The organism is Nocardia sp. NPDC055165 (genome assembly GCF_053606985.1).
The window spans coordinates 1-13,999 of the sequence record NZ_JBSGSS010000026.1; the positions used below are offsets into that span (position 1 = coordinate 1).

Below are 13,999 nucleotides of genomic sequence, written 5' to 3' on the forward strand. Positions count from 1 at the left end.
TGTGTATAAGAGACAGACACCGCGGTGTGCAGGACCCGAACTCGTTGTGGCAGTGAGGAATCAGTAGGCGTTGTCGCCGTCGGTGTGTTGCGCCGGCTCGGCCCGGAGGCCGTGTTTGCCGTTCGAGCGACCGCGTTGCTCGGCCAGCAGATCCCTGATCTGGATGAGGAGCTCGTTCTCGGTGAGTTCCTCGTCGGCCTGGGAGAACCGCTTCTTCATCCTGGTCGCCGGCACCACCAGGATGAAGTACAGGATCAAGGCGACCAGCAGGAAGTTGATCGCCGCGGTGATGATCGGCCCGATCTCGATGAAGGTGGCCGGCTTATCCGCGACGAGCTGGAAGCCCAGCCCCATCTCGTTCGATCCGCCGAACAGCGCGAGCAAAGGATTGATGATTCCCTCGCTGAACGCGGTGACGATCGCGACGAACGCTGTGCCGATGACGACGGCGACCGCCAGGTCGACCACGTTGCCGCGGAGTAGGAAGTCTCTGAAACCTTTGAGCATTGCCGATGTCTCCTTCGTACAGGAGCCGGCCCGGGGCGCTGCGCTCCATATCGAATGCTGCGAAACGGTGTGCTTGGTTCCTGTGTGATGCTAACGAGAGTTCGGGCAAATTTCTCGCGAACTACACCGTGGGGCGACCGGCGAGGCGTCAGTGGAAGACGACAGTCAGTGCCGTCCGCAGCGACGCACCGGCCACGGCGGCGGCGTATGCGGTATCCAGCGCGAGCAGGACCACCCGTTCCGCGCCGCGCCGATCACCCGTCGCGGTGACGAGTACCACCGCGGCGTCGGTGGCCAGCGTCCGCGCGGGCTTGGTGGCACCTGGCGCGCCGGCATCCTCCACACCGACGACATCGACCCGGTCGCCCGCCCGCAACACATCAGCCACCGCGGCATCGGCCAGCCGGATCGGTACGATCCGCGCATCGGTGCTGCCCGCGGCCGCGGCGGCCAACCGGGGGCCGACGACGCGCAGATCGGTGAAGGTCTCCCCGGCATGCATGGCGCCGGTCAGCGTCGCGCCGAGCAGGGGAGCGGTTTCGCTGACGGAACCTCTTGGCAGCGAACGCGATTCGTGATGGTCCACACGCAGATCGTCGGCGGTGAGTAACCGGCCGGGCGCGAGATCGCGGGCGGCGACCACCACCGCGACCCTGGCTCCACCGAGGTCGCCACGCACGAACAGTACGACGGCGGCTACGGCGAGAACGGCGGCGGCGATACGGCGGACGAGCAACGCGTCGGCCCAGGCCGGACGATTACCGAGGGCGAAACGCCAGGAGCTGCCACGTCCCAGATCGGCGAGACTGCGAGTCATGGGCGAAAGCGTAGAGCCGCGGGCCTGCGGAAAAGTCGCTGAAAGCCCCGCCTGTGGATAACCGCGGGGCTGTGGACAACTGCCGAAAAGTCAGCTGGCGGCGGCCGGAGTGGAGCTGGTCGACGCACTCGACGACGAATCTCCGTTGCCGCCGGATCCGCTGCCGCTCGACCCGTTGCTGCTGGTGCTCTCGGACGAGGTCTTCGCCGGTTCGCTCGCGGTGGACGCGCCGCCACGGCTGTCGGTGCGGTAGAAACCGCTGCCCTTGAACACGATGCCGACCGAGTTGAACAGCTTGCGCAGCTTCCCGGAGCACTGCGGGCATACCGTCAGTGTGTCGTCGGAGAAGGACTGAACGATGTCGAAGCGGTTGTCACACTCGGTGCACGCGTACGAATAAGTTGGCACAGGATCCTCCGCAAGTCTCTCGTCGATCTAGCACTCTACCGCCGACACTGCCAACGTCGCGAATCGCCGTTTCATTCCGGCGAAACGGGGAGGTCGCGGCCCAGCCGTTCCAGTCCACCGCCCGGGGTGAGCACCCAGCCCATTCGCCGATCGTGCGGTTCCTCGGGAAGCCGGTCGACCAGTTCATTATCCCGGACAACAGCGATGAGGCGGACGTCCGCCCGCGCGGCGCCCAGCGTGCGGTCGTAGTACCCGGCACCGCGTCCGAGCCGTACCCCGCGCCGATCGACGGCGAGGGCCGGAACCAGGATCGTCGCGGCGTCGGCCACCACCGAGGGGGGCAAGGTCTCGCCGACCGGTTCGAGCAGGCCGTAGCGGGCCTTGCGCAGTGCATCCGCGCCCTCGTAGCGCGCCCAGCTCAGTGGACCCGGCTCGCCGGTCACCGGCAGCAACACCGTGGCGCCACGCTCGCGCAGCGCGTCGAGCATGCGTAGATCTCCGGGTTCGCCGCGGACCGGAACGTAGGCGCACACGATGTCATCGTCGGTGGCCAGCCCCGCTGCCGAGGCGGCGAGCGCCGCCGCGTCGACGGCGTGTTCGGCGGAGCCCGCCTGTGCGCGAGTGGCCAGGATCTCGCCGCGCCACGCATATTTGGTGCGCTCACCGGGCATATCCACAGCGACCACCATAGTCTGCACAGGCGCGCGTCGATCCGATGTCTTGCGCGCACGGCCGAGCCGACGGCGGACGCCTAAGCTCTTGCCGACGCCGGATCGTCGCGGAGAGGCGATCGGACGGCACTGAATGGATAGGGTATGCGCATGACAGACAAGACTTCCGGTTTCCGCACTGCGGTGGTACCCGCGGCCGGACTCGGGACGCGATTTCTGCCTGCCACCAAGACGGTGCCCAAGGAATTGCTGCCGGTAGTCGATACCCCCGGCATCGAGCTGGTCGCCGCGGAAGCCGCCGATTCCGGCGCCGACCGCCTGGTGATCGTGACCTCGCCGGGCAAGGACGGCGTGGTCGCCCACTTCGTCGAAGACCTGGTGCTGGAGAGCACCCTGGCCGAGCGCGGAAAGTTCGCGCTGCTCGAAAAGGTGCGCAAGGCGCCGGGCTTGCTCGACGTGACCTCGGTCGTGCAGGAGGAACCGCTCGGCCTCGGCCACGCGGTCGCCCAGGCCGAAGCCGTGCTCGACGACGACGAACTGGCCGTCGCCGTCCTGCTGCCCGACGATCTGGTGCTGCCGTGTGGCGTGCTCGAGACGATGAGCCGGGTGCGTCGTGAGCGTGGCGGTTCGGTGCTGTGTGCCATCGATGTACCGAAGTCCCAGGTCAGCGCCTACGGCGTCTTCGACGTCGAGGAATGCGCCGACAATGCCGAGACCGACGTGCTGCGCGTGAAGGGCATGGTCGAGAAGCCCGATCTCGCCGACGCGCCGTCGACCCTGGCCGCCGCCGGTCGCTATCTGCTCGACCGGGTGATCTTCGACGCACTGCGCCGGATCACGCCGGGCGCGGGTGGGGAACTGCAGCTCACCGACGCCATCGCGCTGTTGATCGCCGAGGGTCATCCGGTGCATGTGGTGGTCCACCGTGGGTCGCGCCACGACTTGGGCAACCCGGGCGGTTATCTTCGAGCTGCTGTGGATTTCGCCCTCGAGCGGGACGAATACGGCCCGCAGTTGCGCGAGTGGCTGAAGTTCCGGCTCAGCCCGGAGTGGGATCCACAGTCGCCCGTCGCCTAAACGCGGTAGATACGCCGCCGCCATAGATTCAGGAGCTCGATGCGCTCGGTTGAGGATCAGCTGATCAAGGTCACCGCGGCTGCGGTCGCACCCCGGCCGGTCCGGGTGGCGATATCCGAAGCCCAGGGTTTGCTCTGCGCGGAAGACATCGTCACCGAACGGCCGCTGCCCGGCTTCGATCAGGCCGCCATCGACGGATACGCGGTGCGCAGCGTCGATGTCACCGCCGCGGGCGTCGATGTGCGCGACGAGGAGGGCGAGCTGATCGACCTCACCCTGCCGGTGGTCGGTGAAGTGGTGGCCGGTTCGCGTCAGCCCATCCGGTTGCAGCCGCGCCAGACCGTGCGGGTCGATACCGGCGCACCGATGCCGACCCTGGCCGACGCGGTGCTGCCGGTCGACTTCACCGATGGTGGGCGGGCCAGGATCAAGGTTTTCGAGCCGGTTCGCTCGGGCGACTACGTGCGTCGCGTCGGCGACGACGTGCAGCCCGGTGACGTGGCCGTGCGCGCGGGCACGATCATCGGCGCGGCCCAGGTGGGGCTGCTCGCCGCGGTCGGCCAGGACAAGGTGCTCGTGCACCCGCGCCCCCGGCTGTCGGTGATCTCGATCGGCGGCGAGCTGATCGACATCGACCGCACCCCGGGCCCCGGGCAGGTCTACGACGTGAACTCCTATGCGCTGGCCGCGGCCGCGCGCGACGCGGGCGCCGATGTGAACCGGGTCGGCATCGTGAGCGCCGATCCGCGCCGGCTCCGCGATGTGGTCGAAGGCCAGCTGGTGCGCTCGGAGGTCGTGGTGATCGCGGGTGCGGTCGGCGGCTGGGCCTCGGATCAGGTACGCGAGGCCCTCGACGGGCTCGGCGAGCTGGAGGTCGACCGGGTGGCGATGCACCCGGGCTCGGTGCAGGGTTTCGGACGGCTCGGGCGCGACGAGGTGCCCACCTTCCTGTTGCCCGCGAATCCGGTGAGCGCGCTGGTGGTGTTCGAGGTGATGGTCCGTCCGCTGATCCGGATCGCGCTCGGCCGTCGTCAGCCGATGCGGCGGATCGTGAGCGCGCGCACCATCACTCCCATCACCTCGATGCCGGGCCGCAAGGGGTATCTGCGCGCGCAACTGCTGCGCGACGAGGCAACCGGTGACTATCTGGTGCAGCCGCTCGGCAACAGCAACGCGGGCTCCTCGCACCTGCTGGCGACCCTCGCCGAGGCCAACAGCCTGATCGTGGTGGAGCCCGACGACACCGATTTCCGTACCGGTGACGAAGTGCAGGTCGCGTTCTTGGCGCAGCGCGGCTGACCAGTGGACTCCATGAACGTATTCCGGGCCGGACAGCATCCCGGCTGGCCCGCCCGGCTCGGTCCGGTGATGGTGGCAGGCGGCAGGGTGACGCTGCGGCCGGTGCGCTTTCGCGATGCCGCCGCGTGGAGCCGGATCCGGCTGCGCGACCGTGACCATCTGGAGCGCTGGGAGCCGACCGGGCGCGGCAGCTGGGAGGCGCGCAATCACGCGTCCAACTGGCCGTCGCTGTGGACGAGTTTGAAGGCCGAGGCCCGGCGCGGGGCGATGATCCCGCTGGTCATCGAGGTCGACGGGCAGTTCAGCGGTCAGCTGACCATCGGCAATATCGTGCGCGGGGCGCTGCGGTCGGGCTGGATCGGGTACTGGGTGGCCAAGGATCTCGGCGGCCAGGGTGTGGCGACGGCCGCGCTCGCGCTCGGGCTCGACCACTGCTTCGGGCCGGTCGGTCTGCATCGCGTCGAGGCGACCGTGCGACCGGAAAACCATGCCAGCCAGGCGGTTCTGCGCAATGTCGGTTTCCGGGAAGAGGGCCTGCTGCGCCGCTACCTCGATGTCGACGGTGCGTGGCGCGATCATCTTCTGGTCGGGCTGACCGTCGAAGAGGTTATGGGCACTGTGGTGGATCGCCTGGTCAGGGAGGGTCGGGCGGCGCTGCCGTGAAATTTCTGTTACTCATGTGGCAGGTGTGCACGGCGCGCCTGCCACACGGGCGCGTCTGCCCGAATTAACCTACGGACGTCAGTGGTGCGTCCACAGATGGACAACACGTAGGTGGGGACGGGAGGTGATGACCGCGATGCCGAATTCGATCCTGTGGATCGGACTGGTTGTGCTGTGGGTCTTCGTCCTGTTCCCGATCCTGGCGGACCGGCATCCCCGGATCCGCCGCACCACCGATGCCGCGCTCGCCACACGCGTGCTGCACCGTGGCGGGGCCGAACGACGGATCCGCATCGGCGCGGCAGGCGGTCACGAGAGTGACCCCGATTATCGACCCCGTGTGCTGCGTAAGCGCTCCCACCGAACTGATTCGGAGGATCGGATGACGACCGAAGAGCCCGTCACCGAAGACGACGACGAAAAACTGACCCCCGCAGCCGAACTCGAGGCAGCGGTTGCCGAGGTGGACACCGACGATATCGGTGAGTCCACCGCGACAGCCGATCTCGACGACGACGAGACGGCAGACGTTGCGGCGCAACCGCTCTCGGCGGAAGCCGCCGAGGAACCACCCGTCGCCGCGCGCATCCCACCCGCGCCGCCGGCCCGGCTGGACGACCTCGTGGCCGAGGACGACGCCGAATTCGAAGATGACGACGACTTCACCCCGTCGCGCCGTGGTCGCGGTGGCTACGACCCCGAGGCTGATGCCATCGCCCGCGCCGCCCGCTACAGCTTCCGTCAGCGCGCGGTCATGGGTCTGGTCATCGGCCTGATCCTGTTCGCCGCGTTCGGGCTGCTGCTCAACTCGATGTTCTGGTGGGCGTTCGGGCTGTCGGCTGCCGTGCTCACGGGTTACCTCGCGTACCTGCGCAAGCAGGTCCACGTGGAGGAGGAGATCCGCCGCAGGCGCGCTGCCCGCCTCGTCCGTGGCAAGCGCCACGAGGCCGCTGAAGTCACCCCGGAGGCGGCCACCACCCGTCGCACGATGGACCGTGACACCGCACGCGCCCTGCGCCGCCGCTCCACCCTGCTCGACACCGACGACGAGGATCCGAGGTTCGAGTTCCTCGAGATCTTCGATCCGGCCACGTCTCGCGCGCTCCGCAACCGGGTCGAAGACCTCGGTCAAGCCGTCGGCGAGTAGCTGGTAGTAACCACGCAAAACAGCAGGTCAGAGTACCGATTCGGTATCGGGGCGCAACCCCTGATACAGTGTCACAGCGCGGTTCACCAGAGCCGCACGGGGCTATAGCGCAGTTGGTAGCGCGTCTCGTTCGCATCGAGAAGGTCAGGGGTTCGATTCCCCTTAGCTCCACCCCAGAAGGGCCCGGTCACTGACCGGGCCCTTTCTCTGTGTCGGGCCGATGTCGGCCGTCGTGCCCTTGCGGCACGCACCTTAGACTCGACAGTGATCGAATGCATGCCCCCAATTGTTTTGGCATGATTCGTCGATTGAATAAATACTGGCGAGTAATAGTCTTTTCAATTTCCTTCATTATGAAAGCTTCACTTTGCTGTGCAGCAGAATTCACTTATTCGCAAACTGCTTAAACCGTTAGCTCGGTCACATCGGTAACGCTGCCCAGGTAGTAGCCGATACACCGAAAATGGCTATTACTGTGCACGTCAGCGCATTTGCGGACCCTGCTGAATAGCAGTAACGTTTCGGTAAATCACATGATCCGCGCAGGACCGCGAGCGCCCGCGCTCACCAAGTTCGCTGCCGGGGAGGAATCGTTTCACCAGCGAACAGATGTGGCGCCACCACGGGAGGGGGCGTCGAACGCGTCTGTTGGAAAGCATCAGAGGCAGTTCATGACAGCGGTCATCGAGGCTCGCACCGAGCCCGAAGAAGTACCGAATACCCATCCGTCGTTCGCTTTTCGTGGCGTCGCGCTGATCGCTTCGATCGCCGCGATCGCGCTGACCGCGACGGCAGGCCGTTACGACTACTTCGGTGACGAACTCTATTTCCTGTCCGCCGGAAGGCGACTCGACTACACCTATGCCGATCAGGGCGTGGTGGTGCCCGTGTTCGCTTGGCTCGCGGACCAGCTCGCACCGGGATCGGTGACGGCACTGCGCTTCCCGGCCGTCGTGATGTGCGTGTGCGCGGTCGTGGTGGCGGCACTGATCGCCTACGAACTGCGCGGCAACCACCGTGTCCAGATGCTCGCCGCGGCCGCGTACGCGTTGTCGGGACTGGCGGCCAACCAGGTCGTGCTGAGCACGTTCTCCTTCGACGCCACCCTCACAGCCGTGATCACCTGGCTGTTCATACGCTGGGTTCGTACTCGCCAGGACTGGCTGATCGTCGCGGCCGGATTGGTTGCCGCCCTGGATATGCAGGTGAAGTGGATGATCCCCATCGTCTGGGCGTGCCTCGGCACCGCGGTCATCCTGTGCGGCCCCCGCGACGTCCTGCGCCGTCCCGCGCTGTGGGTGGCGACCGGCATCCTCGCCTCGTCCCTGATTCCGATTCTTTACTGGCAGTCACAACACAATTGGCCACAGCTGGCCATGGGTGCGGTCATCGGCGCCGAGCAGGACGCCACCGGCTACGGCCCGGTGGGATTCCTTCCGCAGTTTCCCATTTTGGCGGGCATCATGGGCACATTGTTGCTCGCTGTCGGATTCTGGGCGGCCTTCAAACAGGAGTCGCTACGCCCGTATCGATTTATCGCGGTGGCACTTGTGATCATGACCGCATTTGTCATGATCACGCATGGGCGGCCGTATTACCCCGGGGGCCTTTTTCCCGCCATGTTCGCCTTCGGGGCCGTCGGTCTCTGGCAGTACGACCGGAAACGGTGGATGAATGTGGCGCTGGTTCCGATCGCCGCAATCTCGGTGCTGACAACCATTGTCACACTCACGGTGATACCCCTCGCGCCCAGTTGGCGTACGCAGGCCGAGGATGCGATCGACCTCGGACTCAAGACGGCATTCTTCGGAAACACCAATTGGTCGTCGATGGTCTCCGCCGTCAATGACGGCTACCGCACGCTGACGCCGGCGGAAAAGGCCGGTGCCGTCATCGTCGCGCAGGGCTATCCGCAGGCGGGCGCGGTCGAGCAGTTCGGCAGACAGTACGGCTTGCCTGCCACGTACAGCCCGAGCCGTGGCTTCGGCTTCTTCGGCCCGCCGCCGGACTCGGCGACGTCGGTGGTCTACGTCGGACTCGACACCGCCGAACACGACCTGCGTACCCGTTTCACCGAGGTGGAGCGCGTCGTCCACCTCGACGACCCCCTCGGTACCCCCGGCATCGACCGGATGACCGCCGTCTGGGTCTGCAAGGGCCCGAGGCAGCAGTGGTCGACCATGTGGGATTCCATGACCACGCTGTATTTCGATCTCGGCCTCTGGCGAGACGATCGGACCACCACCCGACCCACGCACTGAGCGAGGACGATACGAACGAACCCCCGGCCGCGAATGCGGCCGGGGGTTCGTCGTTCGAGCGGGAGCGGGTCAGTTCTTGACCAGCTCCGGTGCATCCACGTCGTCCTGCACGGGCGCGGCGTGCGGGTCGGTCGCCGCGCGGTTGGGCAGCAGGACCGCCATCGCGATCACGACCAGCGCCAGGACGGCCGAGATCAAGAAGGCCAGGCGCATGCCGTCGAGGGTGGCCACGGCAGGCGGGGTGCCCTCCTCGATGAGCGAGGTGCTGCGGGCCGACATGACCGTGACCACCAGCGCGGTGCCGAAGGCCGCCGCCACCTGCTGGATGGTGCCCAGCATCGAGCTACCGTGCGAGTACAGATGCATCGGCAGTGCGCCGAGGCCGAGGGTGAACACAGGAGTGAACGTCGCGGCCAGCGACACCATCAGCAGAATATGCAGACCGAGCAGCTGCCAGTACGGCATGTCCATCGAGATCTGGGTGAAACCGGCCAGCGAGGCGGCGATACCGATCGAGCCGGGGATCACCAGCGCCCGACCACCGAACTTGTCGAACAGCTTGCCCACGGTAGGACCGAGCAGACCCATCGCCAGACCACCCGGCATCACCAGCAGGCCGGTCTCCAGCGGGCTCAGACCGCGCAGGTTCTGCAGGTACAGCGGCAGCAGGATCATCGAGCCCATCATCGCCAGGAACGCGACCGACATCAGGACCAGCGCCTTGGTGTAGGTGCCCTGCAGCAGGACCCGCAGATCCAGCAGCGGGGTCCCGTTGCGCTGCAAGCTGACCTGGCGCAGCGCGAACGCCGCGATCAGCGCGACGCCACCGGCGGTGATCAGTACCGCGGTGGAGTAGCTGTCACCGTGGAACTTGCTCAGCCCGAACACCAGCCCACCGAAGCCGAGGGCCGCCAGCGCCACACTGGGGAGATCGAGCGTGCCCGGCTGCGGCTCGCCGACGTTCTCCAGCTGACGCAGACCCAGCCAGGTGACCAGACCGGCGATCGGCAGCATCACCACGAACAGCAGTCGCCAGGAGTCGATTCCCGGGATGGCGATCTGCAGGATAAGGCCCGAGATCACCGGGCCCATGGCAGGCGCGACCGAGATGGCCAGGGTGACGTTGCCCATCACACGGCCACGGTCCTGCTCCGCCACCACGGTCATCAGGGTGGTCATCAGCAGCGGCATCATCACCGCGGTGCCACCGGCCTGGATGACGCGGCCGATCAGCAGCACCGCGAACGTCGGCGCGAGTGCCGAGATCACGGTGCCTGCGATGAACACGCCCATCGCGGCCGCATAGGCCTGACGGGTGGTGACCCGCTGCAGGAACCAGCCCGTGGTGGGAATGATGGCGGCCATCGTGAGCATGAACGCGGTGGAGACCCACTGCGCGGCGACCTCGGTGACATGGAGATCGCTCATCAACCGCGGGATCGCGTTGATCATGATGGTTTCGTTGAGGATGACGACGAAGGTCGCGAGCACCAGCACGCGGATGACGGTCGGTGTCTTGCCCTTCGTCGTCGGCGTGGATAGATCGGCTGGCATCGGGGTAACCTCCGGAAAACATGGGGAAACGGCGGGGCGTGAGCTGTGGCCCGATGCCGAGTCGACGACGTCCCGGCACCACAAGAGAAGAGACGGATTCGGTCGGTCCAACTCATCGGGCGCCGGTCAGTATTCCGGGCGGGTACGACACAAATCACCTGGTTTTTCGGATTCGCGCTGACAGGGACGTATCGAAAGGTGCAGGTCCCGGGGATATCGAAGCTGGTCTCACGCTGGATCGTGAGCCTGGTCACTGCCCGATCTCGGCCGACGGCGCGCCGGTGTGTTCGGCGGAGTGGACCCCGGGATGCGGGGTATACCGGTTAGGTGACTGCGTCGAGAACCTGGCTTGCTGTGGTGTGCGCGATTGTTGCCGCTCTCGGGGGTGCGAAGGCATCGGCCGATCCGGGGGCGTATGTGGCGGGGGAGGCGCCGCTGGGTGGCAGGTCCGCTCAGATCGATGTGTACTCGCCCGCGATGGGGCGGGTGATCCAGAACAACGTGATCAAGGCGGCGGGGGCCGGGGCTCCCACGCTGTATCTGCTGACCGGGGCCGGTGGTGGGGTAGACGGGATCTCGTGGTGGGACGACACCGACGTGCGCAGCTTCTTCGCCGACAAGTTCGTGAACGTGGTGATGCCGGTCGGTGGGGCGTTCACGTTGTACACCGACTGGATTTCCGATGATCCGGGGGTCGGCCGGGTGCGGTGGGAGACGTATCTGACGCAGGAGCTGCCCGGGGTTATCGATGGTGCGCTGGAGACGAGTGGGCGCAATGCCATCGCCGGGGTGTCGATGAGTGCGTCGTCGGCGCTGGATCTGGCGATTCAGAGTGGATCACGGTTTGCCGCGGTGGCGGCGCTGAGCGGTTGCCCGTGGGCTTCGGATCCGATGGGGATCGCGATGGCCAGCGCGCAGGCGGTGCGTGGTGGGGGGAATCCGGGGAATATGTGGGGGATTCCCGGTGGGCCGGGGTGGCGGGAGCATGACGTCTTCGCCAACGCGGGGCGGCTCGCGGGGAAGACCATTTTCCTGTCTGCGGCTACGGGGTTTCCCGGTGCGCAGGATCGGGGGTTGCCGATGCCGCCGATCGAAGCTCTCGCGGGGGCGTGTACGGCTGCGTTCGCCGGGCGGTTGGGGCAGTTGGGGATACCGGCTGTGCATGTGCATCGGGCGACCGGGTCTCATACGTGGGGGCAGTTCCAGGCTGACCTGCATGAGGCTTGGCCGCATTTGGCCAGGGCTATCGGGTGAGGGGTTCCAGCACGAGGAGTGGCACCGGGACGGGTGAGAGGTAGCGCCGCGTGGTTATTGAACGCGGGGACTGGGCGGTGTGGTCGGGAGTGTGGGGGTTGAGTTCGGTGGGGTGGGTATCACGGTGACCAGTTGGGGGGTCGAGGCTTCGGGTTCGAGGGTTTCGGGCAGGGTGTTCTGGCGGGTTCTGCGGAACCACCACTGCAGCAACGCGATGCCGATCAGGGCCAGTAGGGCTGTGGTGAGGCTGATGGGTAGGCCGGGTGGGCGCCAGGTGACGGTGAGGGTCGCGTTGTGGGTGCCGGGTGGGATGTCGACCGCTACGAAGGTGCCTGCTACTGCGCGGATGGGGATTTCGCTGTTGCCGAGGGTGGCTGTGTAGCCGGGCCAGGCCAGGCGGGACAGCACGATTCGGCCGCCGGTGCCGGAGGAGACGGTGGCGCGGTTGGTGAGGCCTGCCTCGGGCATGACGGTGGCGTGTACGCCGGATTCGTGGGCGATCAGGTCGCCGGGGGAGGGTAGGGGGTTGACTCGCTCGAGGACCCAGATCTGGTGTTCGTGACCGGGGTAGTGGACGAACTTCCAGCCCGCGGGGGCGGGCTCGGTTCCGGCATGGGGATACTGACTGCGTTGCAGGACAATGCGATCCAGACGCATCAGATCGACGATCGGTGTGTCGGTCGACGGCTCGACGGCGAAGACCCTCCGGTACGCGTCAGGGCAGGTGCCGCCGTCCCAGGCCATGCACAGCAAGCCCGCGAAGGCGGCGTGCCCGACCGGCGTGTACCCGTTCACGTATTGCAATCCGAGGTTCTTGGCGTAGCTGCCCAGCGCGATGGAGCCGTAAGTGCCTGCGAGCGTGCGCTCTTCGTCGCGCACCATGATCCGGTCCGCCAATTGCAGTGTGCGACCGCCGAAATCGGGGAACGCGGCGGTCATGTCCGAGCGCTGTTCGGCGAATCCGTACGACATCGGAGTCCGGGGCGCCGACGCCACCTGGACGAACGCGATCGGGAAGGTCGTGGCGATGGTCAGCGCGGCCGCGGCGGCGATCCCGCGCGTGCGCGCCAGCCACACCACCCCGGCCCCGAGCCCGACCACCACGAACACGGCGAGGGCGTGGCGTTCGACGAGTTTCGGTGCGGCGGAGAACGATCGGATGAACAGCAACGCGATCAGCGCACCCGCCGCGGCGTACCGTCGCCGCGACGCGGTGAAATCGCCGTAGCGACTGATCAGCACGCACACCAGCACCAGCAGCGCGATCGCGAGCATCGGCAACACGCGCGCCGGCCACCGGAGCGGACCGATCGCTCCCGGCCCCGCCGTCCACATCAGGGTCGCCACCGCGAACAGTGCGATGCCACTCCACGAGGCGGCATGGCGTGCCGCGGACTTCCAATCGATGAAGGCGAGCGCGGGAATCACGAACCACGCGATGTAGACCATCGGTAGCGGCTGCACATGCCCCCACCACGCGGTGAACGCGGGGACGGTGCTCGGCAGGCTCGCGTTGAGCGATTCCGACCACGGGACGGTCAGGAACGGGTCGTTGTGGATGGTGGAGACGTCGCCGCGCCAGGTGGCCTGCGAGGACAGCAGGATCGGCAGGTTGGCGATCATGGACGCGAGCACCGCGAGCCCGGACGCGGTGAGCAGTCGCACGACCGGGGCCCACCTGCGCTGGTACAGGTATTCGCCCGCGGCGACGGTGGCGATCATCAAGCCGGATTCGACTGCGGGAAAAGCGTATTGGATGGTCAGCGCCAGATACAGGAACACGAACAGCGGGATCGGCCCGGTGCGGCCTCGCGCGTAGAGGACCGCGGAGGCCCAGGCGTGCACCAGCCAGGCGGTGCCGGTCTGCGAGGTGAACCAGCTGGCCTCGTCGAAGAACAGGAACCATCCGCTGAACGGAAACGCCACGCCCGCGACCGCGGCCCATGGCGCGCGGGCGCCGTAGGCCAGGCAGATGCGGAAGACGCCGAGTGCGGCGATCGCGGAGAACACGAACTTCACGGCGGTCGCGTACAGCGCGAGATTGTCGAACGAGGGCGCCAGCAGGTACACCAGCAGCTGCGCGGGGTTGTAGAGCCCGGCTTCCTCGAGGCTGTAGTTGCCCGCCATCCATTCCCACGGCACCATCGCCGGGAACCGCCCCGCCCGCAATTCGGTACCGAGCAACTGCCACATCGGCACGTATTGCGCCTCGGTGTCGTCGGTATAGAAGTGCCGCGAATCCCCCAGCAGCACAGCGAGATACCCGAGGAGGACCGCGGCGATGACGACCCCGGCCCACCGCACGACTTGTTTTCGCGGTTCGAGCTCCGCGCGTACCCAC

12 protein-coding genes and 1 tRNA gene are annotated in these 13,999 nt (G+C 66.9%); 7 read left to right on the top strand and 6 right to left on the bottom strand.

The window, feature by feature from the left end; genetic code table 11:
- Positions 1 to 60: 60 nt before the first annotated feature.
- From mscL to ACWFRF_RS33110, 4 genes are all read right to left on the bottom strand, one after another.
- Complete coding sequence (gene mscL, locus ACWFRF_RS33095) at positions 61 to 507, bottom strand: large conductance mechanosensitive channel protein MscL (protein WP_378993257.1); 447 nt, start codon at positions 505 to 507, stop codon at positions 61 to 63.
- Positions 508 to 655: 148 nt separating this feature from the next.
- Positions 656 to 1,324, bottom strand: coding sequence for an SAF domain-containing protein (locus ACWFRF_RS33100; protein ID WP_452454047.1), 669 nt, complete (start codon positions 1,322 to 1,324; stop codon positions 656 to 658).
- Positions 1,325 to 1,414: 90 nt separating this feature from the next.
- Complete coding sequence (locus tag ACWFRF_RS33105) at positions 1,415 to 1,732, bottom strand: FmdB family zinc ribbon protein (protein ID WP_378993253.1); 318 nt, start codon at positions 1,730 to 1,732, stop codon at positions 1,415 to 1,417.
- Positions 1,733 to 1,803: 71 nt separating this feature from the next.
- Positions 1,804 to 2,421, bottom strand: coding sequence for a 5-formyltetrahydrofolate cyclo-ligase (locus ACWFRF_RS33110; RefSeq protein WP_452454049.1), 618 nt, complete (start codon positions 2,419 to 2,421; stop codon positions 1,804 to 1,806).
- 132 nt (positions 2,422 to 2,553) lie between these two features.
- Here ACWFRF_RS33110 and ACWFRF_RS33115 point away from each other — a divergent pair, with 132 nt between their 5' ends.
- From ACWFRF_RS33115 to ACWFRF_RS33140, 6 genes are all read left to right on the top strand, one after another.
- A complete protein-coding gene (locus ACWFRF_RS33115) occupies positions 2,554 to 3,480 on the top strand; it encodes a UTP--glucose-1-phosphate uridylyltransferase (RefSeq protein ID WP_378993251.1) in 927 nt (308 codons plus the stop codon).
- 39 nt (positions 3,481 to 3,519) lie between these two features.
- The gene (gene glp / locus ACWFRF_RS33120; RefSeq protein WP_378993248.1) at positions 3,520 to 4,779 is read left to right on the top strand and encodes a molybdotransferase-like divisome protein Glp; all 1,260 of its coding nucleotides are present in this window, start codon (positions 3,520 to 3,522) and stop codon (positions 4,777 to 4,779) included.
- A 12-nt stretch (positions 4,780 to 4,791) separates the two neighbouring features.
- On the top strand, positions 4,792 to 5,442 hold the full coding sequence (locus tag ACWFRF_RS33125; RefSeq protein ID WP_358109313.1) for a GNAT family N-acetyltransferase: 651 nt from the start codon (positions 4,792 to 4,794) through the stop codon (positions 5,440 to 5,442).
- 136 nt (positions 5,443 to 5,578) lie between these two features.
- Positions 5,579 to 6,589: a divisome protein SepX/GlpR gene (gene sepX, locus ACWFRF_RS33130; RefSeq protein ID WP_452454052.1), complete on the top strand. Its 1,011-nt coding sequence runs from the start codon at positions 5,579 to 5,581 to the stop codon at positions 6,587 to 6,589.
- Positions 6,590 to 6,687: 98 nt separating this feature from the next.
- Positions 6,688 to 6,760: transfer RNA gene (locus ACWFRF_RS33135), tRNA-Ala, on the top strand.
- 320 nt (positions 6,761 to 7,080) lie between these two features.
- Positions 7,081 to 8,850, top strand: coding sequence for a glycosyltransferase family 39 protein (locus ACWFRF_RS33140; protein ID WP_452454054.1), 1,770 nt, complete (start codon positions 7,081 to 7,083; stop codon positions 8,848 to 8,850).
- A 69-nt stretch (positions 8,851 to 8,919) separates the two neighbouring features.
- On the opposite strand, the gene ACWFRF_RS33145 is transcribed toward ACWFRF_RS33140, so the two are convergent.
- Positions 8,920 to 10,404 carry an MDR family MFS transporter gene (locus tag ACWFRF_RS33145; protein ID WP_452454056.1) on the bottom strand — a complete coding sequence of 495 codons (1,485 nt, stop codon included), beginning with the start codon at positions 10,402 to 10,404 and terminating at the stop codon, positions 8,920 to 8,922.
- 327 nt (positions 10,405 to 10,731) lie between these two features.
- Between ACWFRF_RS33145 and ACWFRF_RS33150 the strand changes: the two genes are divergently transcribed.
- Entirely contained in the window at positions 10,732 to 11,658 is a 927-nt protein-coding gene (locus tag ACWFRF_RS33150; RefSeq protein ID WP_449970366.1) for an alpha/beta hydrolase, read from the top strand.
- 54 nt (positions 11,659 to 11,712) lie between these two features.
- Here the strand turns inward: ACWFRF_RS33150 and ACWFRF_RS33155 are convergent, their stop codons facing one another.
- Entirely contained in the window at positions 11,713 to 13,962 is a 2,250-nt protein-coding gene (locus tag ACWFRF_RS33155; protein ID WP_452454058.1) for a hypothetical protein, read from the bottom strand.
- Between the last annotated feature and the right edge of the window lie 37 nt (positions 13,963 to 13,999).